The 7378-nt window shown below is 50.2% G+C and carries 7 protein-coding genes and 1 riboswitch; all 7 genes read right to left on the reverse strand.

What is annotated here, in order from left to right; all coding sequences use genetic code 11:
- Window positions 1-294: 294 nt before the first annotated feature.
- The gene (gene glyA / locus ABD014_RS21645; protein ID WP_343864783.1) at window positions 295-1542 is read right to left on the reverse strand and encodes a serine hydroxymethyltransferase; all 1248 of its coding nucleotides are present in this window, start codon (window positions 1540-1542) and stop codon (window positions 295-297) included.
- Window positions 1543-1577: 35 nt separating this feature from the next.
- Window positions 1578-2165 carry a TIGR01440 family protein gene (locus ABD014_RS21650; protein ID WP_343864785.1) on the reverse strand — a complete coding sequence of 196 codons (588 nt, stop codon included), beginning with the start codon at window positions 2163-2165 and terminating at the stop codon, window positions 1578-1580.
- Window positions 2166-2436: 271 nt separating this feature from the next.
- Window positions 2437-2519, reverse strand: a riboswitch (ZMP/ZTP riboswitch).
- A gap of 124 nt (window positions 2520-2643) precedes the next feature.
- Window positions 2644-3243, reverse strand: a complete 600-nt coding sequence (locus tag ABD014_RS21655; protein WP_343864787.1) for a low molecular weight protein arginine phosphatase — start codon at window positions 3241-3243, stop codon at window positions 2644-2646.
- Window positions 3244-3308: 65 nt separating this feature from the next.
- Window positions 3309-3869, reverse strand: coding sequence for a manganese efflux pump MntP (locus ABD014_RS21660; protein WP_343864789.1), 561 nt, complete (start codon window positions 3867-3869; stop codon window positions 3309-3311).
- Between the two features lie 96 nt (window positions 3870-3965).
- Window positions 3966-5990, reverse strand: coding sequence for a Na+/H+ antiporter (locus ABD014_RS21665; protein WP_343864791.1), 2025 nt, complete (start codon window positions 5988-5990; stop codon window positions 3966-3968).
- A gap of 84 nt (window positions 5991-6074) precedes the next feature.
- Window positions 6075-6938 carry a DUF72 domain-containing protein gene (locus ABD014_RS21670; RefSeq protein WP_343864793.1) on the reverse strand — a complete coding sequence of 288 codons (864 nt, stop codon included), beginning with the start codon at window positions 6936-6938 and terminating at the stop codon, window positions 6075-6077.
- 57 nt (window positions 6939-6995) lie between these two features.
- A partial coding sequence (locus ABD014_RS21675; protein WP_343864795.1) for a Sua5 family C-terminal domain-containing protein occupies window positions 6996-7378 on the reverse strand: 383 nt, incomplete at its 5' end.

Here is a 7378-nt window from a genome sequence, read left to right on the forward strand (position 1 = left end):
TGCGGCGACATACTCCAAGTTGAATGCTCCACAAATCTCGTATATTATATCACTTTCGCCAATGCATTTTCACCCAAACTTATTCATGTTGCAAATCTTTCAGAAATTAACTATCTTCTATAGTCCCCTGATATATCTGCTTACATTCCGATTTTCATAACCTCCAGGAAAATATTAAGCATTAAAAAAATTATCCAAGCCCTTCATATCTATATAAATAGCCGAGAAGCATCGCTTCCCGGCTGAGCAATTCCAAATGAATCTTATAGTACGTGTTTAAACAACCTCTTATAATTAATAGGTAAGTTCTGAATATAATGGGTAGCGCTCCGTCAAGTTGGATACACGGCTACGGCATTCAGCAAGTACCGCTTCATCTTGAGGTGACTTCAAGGTTGTAGCAATAATACGGCCGATCTCCTTCATCGCTTCCTCGTCCATGCCTCTGGAGGTGGCTGCCGGAGTTCCGATACGAATACCGCTCGTTACAAAAGGACTCGTTGGATCGAAAGGAATCGCATTCTTGTTCACAGTAATCCCGATAGAATCGAGTACATGCTCTGCATCTTTACCTGTGATGTTCAGGTTGCGAGTATCAATCAGCATCAAGTGATTATCCGTTCCACCAGAGACGAGGTTCAACCCTTCAGAAATCAGCGTCTCGGCCAGCACCTGCGCATTCTTCACCACATTCTCGGCATATACTTTGAACGAAGGCTGCAGCGCTTCACCCAAAGCGACAGCTTTAGAAGCAATGACATGCATCAATGGCCCGCCTTGTGTACCTGGGAATACCGCTTTGTCGATAGCGGCAGCCCAAGGCTTGCGGCATAGGATCATCCCGCCGCGTGGTCCGCGCAATGTCTTGTGAGTGGTTGTCGTTACAAAATGAGCATGAGGCACTGGACTTGGATGCAAACCAGCAGCTACCAATCCGGCGATATGCGCCATATCGACCATGAACAATGCGCCTACATCATTAGCGATCTGTGCAATTTTCTCGAAATCGATAATGCGTGGATAAGCGCTCGCTCCAGCAACGATCAGACGAGGGCGATGCTTGAAGGCCGCTTTGCGGATTTCATCATAATCGATCAGGAAGCTATCTTCTTGCACACCATAGGCTACGAAGTTATAGAGCAAGCCAGATGCGTTGACAGGACTTCCGTGCGTCAAATGGCCACCATGGGCCAGATTCATGCCAAGCACCGTATCGCCAGGCTTCAGAGCGGCAAGATAAACGGCCATGTTCGCTTGAGCTCCAGAGTGCGGCTGCACATTGGCGTGCTCAGCACCAAACAGTTCCTTGGCCCGATCGCGAGCGATGTCCTCAACGATATCAACATGCTCACAGCCCCCGTAGTAGCGCTTGCCCGGATAACCTTCTGCATATTTGTTCGTCAGAACCGAACCCATCGCTTCCATAACTGCTTCACTAACGATGTTCTCCGATGCAATCAACTCGATGTTGCTCTGTTGACGCTTCAGTTCCAGGTTCATCGCTTCCAATACAGCCGGGTCTTGCTTTCTCAATTGATCCATAGGTAAATTGCCTCCTTATAATAAAAAAGAATAATTTAATCACATAGATTTGAGTCTTCTACTGTGTTTGGCAACTGATATACCGCCCGCTCGCCACCGATCAGCTTAGGACGAGTCCATGCGGCTGTGACACGGGCTTCTCCAACGTAACGTCTTGTCGAACGGAAAGGAATGGCAACACGGCGCAGATGCATGCCGATAAGCGTCTCGCCAATATCAATTCCGCCATGACCCTCTATGCTCTCCACCAGACAAGGAGCTTGCAGCTGCCTGTAAGCGAAGGCTGCCATGGAACCTCCCGCTTTCCTCACCGGGACCGCCGATACTTCAGTCAACCGTAGACGATCAAGCACTGCACGTTCTACAACTAGAGCCCGGTTCAAATGCTCACAGCATTGGAATGCAACATCAAAGCCATACTTGCCTCGAACCTGCTCGATCCCGGCATACAATTCGGCAGCAACCTCCTCCGCTCCAGCCGTGCCGATCCGCTGACCGGCTATCTCGCTTGTGCTGGCGCCAACAACGAGCAGATGGCCCGGACCGAACTTCGCCGTAGCGCATAGCTCTTCCAGTATCTCCGCGACCTGCTGTCCAATCTCTGCAATATGTTTCGTCTCCATGTATGGCACCCCTTCTCTGATTTGAAGTTCGAAATTCCTTAATAGCACATGTCCTTATTATATACCTAAACCCGACAAAAATCGTGGCGACAATCTACTATGCAGAACAGCTTCTTATAGTTAGACTATCTTGGCGGATACAATTGTCTGTGCCAGATTTCTGGTTCTTGAACTTGCATGGAATTTATAACTAGAGAACTTCGGTTCCTGGAGAGAAGTGTGTCCTGCAAAAACAACGAAAAAAGAGCATGACGATCATAAGTGACGTCGTGCTCTTTGCCCAGGCGACCGGCCGTATATTCCGATGCTCCATTGTGGTTTGGTCCACTATCGTCGCCAGTTACATCGGATCTTCGTAGAGGTAGTTCAAAAAGTCCGCTTTTGATAAGAAAACCGCCCTTTTTGAACACGCACTTTAATGACTTTAGAATAAAGCATCCCTTGAATAAATGCAACTGATTATTTATGATCTATATCACTATTCCTCGCTGGAGTTCTTGAAGTCAGTCTGCTCTAGCTTGTCCAGCAGCTGCTCCAATGCGGATCTAATCTCCAGCGCAGTCGCATTATATTCTATACGAGAGCCCCCGAATGGATCGGAGATGTCGTATGCCGGCATCTGCCGAAGCAACTCCGCAAGCCTCCGCTGTCTCGCCGTATCCAGTTCCTTGCCAAGCGCCCGGTCTAGCTCTAGCTCAGCGACCAGTCGATGCAGCTCATCTTGGGCCTCAAGCACTTGTACATCATTCTCCACATACTCTTTTAATGTATATATTTTATCAGCTGCTGCAGGAAAACATTGAATGACATGCCGTCTATGTCCACCAGTCAGAGTAAGAATCAAATCAGCCCAATCGACCAACCCCTCACTTAGCGGTGTTGAAGTAATACGATCCTCAATCCCCTGATCCCTAAGTACAGCTGCGGCGTGTGCAGACATCGAGGTTCCCTCGGAAGCGGCTACCCCGGCCGAGCGTACATCTAGCGACATCCCACGATCCTTGGCCAGCTTGCGAAGCATTCCTTCCGCCATAGGGCTGCGGCAAGTATTGCCCGTGCATACAAATAATATTCGCATCCTCATGCACCTCCGTTAAAGCCTGACTTCACAGGTTCCTATGAAGTGTTCGTGTGTTCATTGTATCAAAAGATAAACATCAGTCCAAACGCAAATAGAATCGATCCGCCAACAGCTTCTCCGTAATCCCCCAGGCTGCGGCTAACCCCCCGACCAAGCGCCAGCCCAAACAGGGACATCAACCCACCGAACAAACCGAATGTAAGCACCGTTAATAGCAGCTCGCTATGGAACATCCCCAATGAGACGCCAACAGAGAAGGAATCCACGCTGACGCTTAGAGAGAACAGAAATATGCCTGGCCAGGAACGGTAGTTAATGAACTGATTCGCCCCGCTCTTGAGCGAACTATATATCATATGCCCCCCTAGCAACAGGAGCAGACCGCCCGACACGAATTGGGTCAAATAGCCCAACAGTTCGCCTACATAATGACCCGTCAGAATACCCAACACCGGCATCAGAATATGAAAGAAGGACACCGTCATAACGATTCGCAGCACATCCCTGCGTCGTACACCATTCACCCCGACACCGATTCCTAGAGAAAAAGCATCCATTCCTAAGGCAATTGCCATGAACAGGATCGTCAGCAACTCTCCGATCCGCTCCAAGGCCTCGTTCATGCAGGTCACCACCTATCGTCGTTGTCCAAAATCACTTGTACAACCATATGCGACAAGCCGTGAATTCATGACACAAGCTGAACCAAGCCTCTGTAACTATTCCTCTCCAACGGTCAAAATTCCCGCCTCGGAGTAATTGATATACTGCCGCAGTTTACTGGCAGAAGTCCAATTAATTTCCCCCTTCTCAAACATCGATTGAACTTCATTCCGCTGTGCCTGTATTCCTCGGATTCGAAGCTCATTTTTATATTGATCCAACAGCTCCTCATCTTCAATATCTAGGGCAACTCCCTGCATACGCTGTTGTACTTCATCGTATCGGGCTAGAAGAGCCAGAGCGGCCTGGCGGTTGTCATCATTCATCGATTCCTGAATTGCCTGGATCGCCGCCTTGGACGAACGTGCCCGAAGTGCGCGAACCTGATCTAGATTTCCGGCTGGAATGCGCTTCTTATTGGTCTTCAGGAACAGCTTCGAGAATAAGCGACGGAGCCGATATACCGAGATCAGCATGATCACCTTGAACTTGTTGGACATAAGCATCTCCATCTGCTTCATACCCTCTTCGATCTTCGTAGCCATCTCGCCTGCGATCTCTCCGCGATCGAGCATATTCTGGATTTCCCGGCGCTCCGCCTGAAGGGCAGTCATCCGCAACTTCATTACCTGCTTATCCCACTTGCTATCCATCCAATCCATATCCTCATCATTATGCAAAGTAAGCAACTGACGACGGTAATCCGAAATAATATAGCCTGCCGCTGTCCGATTCTCATCGGTCGTCGCTTCTTTGACGGCCTGGATCGCCGCTTTAATAATACGGGCTCGGGCTTCCCTCTCTCTGCTCTCCTCATTCTCTAGTGCATCATCATCGGTTTTGGACAATATAGGCAGCATGATACTGGCGATAATTAGCGAACAGAGGATTACCCCTGCTGCGAGGAAAATAATTAAATCCCGTTCCGGGAAAAAACTACCGTCCTGTAAAAAGTAAGGAATAGAGAATGCCGCGGCTAAAGTCACCGCTCCTCTGACCCCAGATAAGGAGAGAAGCACAGATGAATTTAGCTTCGGTCTCTCCAGCGTATCTCCGCTGCCTAGCAGCCAGGAGCCTTCCCAGAATAGATACACCCAGATGAACCGGAGAAGAATCAAGCCTATCGATATGATTCCAATGAAGCCAAGTACCTGAAGATTGCTATAATGCGGGCTGTGCAGAATGGTCTCTGTCGCCCCAGGGATCTGTAGTCCAAGAACTACGAATACAAGTCCGTTAAGGATATACAGAATAACTGACCAGGTATTTTGCGATACCACTTGAAGCTCTGCCTGCATTGATTCCGTACGGTCCTTCTCTATGGCGTGCACAATTCCCCCCGCAACAACGGCCAGAATTCCCGAGAGCCCGAATTCCTCTGTAATCAAGTAGATGGCGAACGGAGTCAGAATCTGAAGGAGCATATGGATCGTGACATCCTCCATGCCTAGACGTCTTATGAACATCCGAAGCCATACGATCAAGAAAGCAACAATCGTTCCGCAGACAAGTCCCCCAATAGAAATCAACAAGAAGCTGCCAGCGGCTTCCGTAATCGAGAACACTCCCGTAACTGTGGCCGCTATAGCAAATTTAAATGCGACCAGGCCAGAGGCGTCATTCATCAGCGACTCTCCCTCTAGCAAACGGAGAATACCTTTTGGCAGATTGATCCGCCCCGCCAGGGAAGAGACGGCGACAGCATCGGTCGGAGATAATATGGCCGCCAAGGCAAACGCTGCAGGCAGCGGTATGCTAGGAATCAACCAATGAATGAAGTAGCCTCCGGCAAATACCGTAACAAATACAAGCCCTAGCGCGAGCAGCAAAATTGGGGCTCTTAACTCCCATAGCTCTTCTCTCGGTGTTCGCTTCCCATCGTTATATAACAGCGGTGCGATGAATAGAACTAGGAACAGCTCCGTATCCAGCTCCAAATGCAATCCTAGAGGAAGCATCGCAGCGGCTGTCCCTAAAATAATCTGCAGTAGAGGAACCGGAACGAACGGGATGAAGCGGTTAATTACATTCGATACTCCGATCAAACACAGCATGATTAGTACAAGTTCTAATATTTCCATAGATTGTCCTCCCATAAGAAAGTCTCTGATGAGGCCACTTCTGGATAAGCGACCGTGATCTCTCCCAAGTAATCTGAGCCGTTATTACGAATCACCCTCTGCAAACAAATCCAGCTGCCGTGGCGGTAGTTCCGCCGTATCTAGCCCAAGAATAGACATCATCTCTCTGGCATTCATCGCTGCATCTCCACCGGAATTGTTATTGAAGATCATGCAGATCTCCTTGGTGCCTAAGGCTTGAATCTCAGCCAGCTTGCCCTGCCATTCCAGCAATTCTTCTCTACTATAGCGATATAAATTGCGTACCTCCCGCCAATTCTCGGCCCCGCTCTGGGCCCAGCCTTCATCGTTGCGTCCATGCAGTCTGATAAATGTCAGATCGGGATCGGTTGGGACGAGCACCGCAGGTACGGAACCTTGTCCCACCTGAGGCTCATCACATATGGTGTGAATCCAGCCCTGCTCACGCATGAAGGCCAGCGTCCCTTCCTGATGCTCCGGGAAATACCAGCTCTGATGGCGAAATTCGAGGGCGAGAGGCAAACTCCCCATCCATTTGCGGATCGCCCGCAATTGACGAACATGCTCCTGACAACAATCAAACCATGGCGGAAATTGAAACAATATCGCCTTCAGACGTCCCGCTTCTACGACTGGGCTGATCGAATCCAAATAGGCTTGGAACATTTCCCCGGGGCTGTTATAGTTCGTTCTGCCGCGGGAATGCCCGGTCATCCCCTGAAATGCTTTAAGAAAAAAGGAAAAATGAGAAGGAGTCTCGGCCAGCCAACGACGATATGTATCTGGGTTAAGGATCGCATAAAAGGAGCTATCGACTTCCACAACAGAAAAATGCCGTGCATACATGCCGAGCCTCCGGCTCGCCGGTGTCCCGGCCGGGTATAGGTCCTCCTGATCTCCCCAGCCTACAAGACCAATCGTAATCATCGCTTCTGACCTCTCCTCTGTTGTCCATCTATTTTATACCCATTCTATTAACAAAATTTAAACATGAATTACTTGATGGCCGGCGGCCTTCAAGAGCCGGTTCATCACGGCAGAGCCGAGTCCTTCCTCTGAGCAGGACTCGGCCATGATGTAAGTGACGCCGCGAGCATCGAAGCGGCGCAGCGCCGCGTACAGACGGTGCGCCGCCGTCTCCAGCGCAGCCAGGCTGCCGAGCGAGAGGACCAGGTCAGCGCGGTATTGATCGATGTGCTCGTCAAAAGCGAGCACACCGGTCACTTCCCCGCGCTGGGCCGCCGCGTCGAGCTCGGCCTGGATCTTGGCCGCCACCGCCTCCGGGGCGGCCCCGCTCACGATGCGCATTGCGCCCTGCGGCGCATAATGCGCATACTTCATTCCCGGCGCGCGCGGCGCCGCCGGGA

Source organism: Paenibacillus motobuensis, assembly GCF_039521865.1.
In the GTDB taxonomy this organism is placed as follows: domain Bacteria; phylum Bacillota; class Bacilli; order Paenibacillales; family Paenibacillaceae; genus Fontibacillus; species Fontibacillus motobuensis.